Raw genomic sequence first — 1176 nt, forward strand, 5'->3', positions numbered from 1 at the left:
GCGCGTACAAAACCGCACGTTAACGTTGGCACAATCGGCCACGTTGACCACGGTAAAACCACGCTGACCGCAGCGATCACCAAAGTTCTCGCAGAGAGCGGCGGCGCATCGTTCCAGGACTACAGCATGATCGACAAGGCACCGGAAGAGAAAGCTCGTGGTATCACGATCTCGACCGCGCACGTCGAATATGAAACCGCCAATCGTCACTATGCACACGTCGATTGCCCGGGCCACGCTGACTATGTGAAAAACATGATCACGGGTGCGGCACAGATGGACGGTGGCATTCTGGTGGTTTCGGCTGCTGATGGCCCGATGCCGCAGACCCGCGAACACATTCTTCTGGCCCGCCAGGTTGGTGTTCCGGCACTGGTCGTGTTCATGAACAAGGTTGACCAGGTTGACGATGAAGAGTTGCTCGAACTCGTCGAAATGGAAATCCGCGAACTTCTGTCGTCCTACGACTTCCCGGGCGACGATATTCCGATCGTCAAGGGTTCGGCACTTGCCGCTCTTGAAGGCCGTGATGACGAAATCGGCAAGAACGCCATTCTTGAACTGATGGCTGCTGTTGACGATTACATCCCGGCACCGGAACGTCCGAAGGATCGTCCGTTCCTGATGCCGATCGAAGACGTTTTCTCGATTTCGGGTCGTGGTACGGTTGTGACCGGCCGTGTCGAAACCGGTATCATCAAAGTTGGTGAAGAAGTCGAAATCGTCGGTATCAAAAATACCGTCAAAACGATCGTCACCGGCGTTGAAATGTTCCGCAAGCTGCTCGATCAGGGCGAAGCTGGCGACAACATTGGCGCGCTGCTGCGTGGTACCAAGCGTGAAGACGTGGAACGTGGTCAGGTTCTGGCCCATGTCGGCTCGATCAAGCCGCACACCAAGTTTCAGGCAGAAGCCTACATCCTGACGAAGGATGAAGGTGGTCGTCACACGCCGTTCTTCTCGAACTACCGTCCGCAGTTCTACTTCCGTACGACTGACGTGACCGGTTCGATCGAACTGCCGGAAGGCACCGAAATGGTGATGCCGGGCGACAACGTTCAGATGACCGCCACCCTTATCGCACCGATCGCGATGGATGAAGGTCTGCGTTTCGCCATCCGTGAAGGCGGTCGTACCGTCGGCGCGGGCGTCGTTGCCAAGATCATTGAATAATTT

General features: G+C 56.0%; 1 protein-coding gene. It reads left to right on the top strand.

From position 1 onward, the window contains the following. On the top strand, positions 1–1173 hold a 1173-nt coding region (gene tuf, locus THS27_RS26255), incomplete at its 5' end, for an elongation factor Tu (protein ID WP_139835772.1). Positions 1174–1176: the final 3 nt, after the last annotated feature.

The sequence above is a fragment of the Thalassospira sp. MCCC 1A01428 genome (assembly GCF_002115825.1).
Taxonomy (GTDB): domain Bacteria; phylum Pseudomonadota; class Alphaproteobacteria; order Rhodospirillales; family Thalassospiraceae; genus Thalassospira.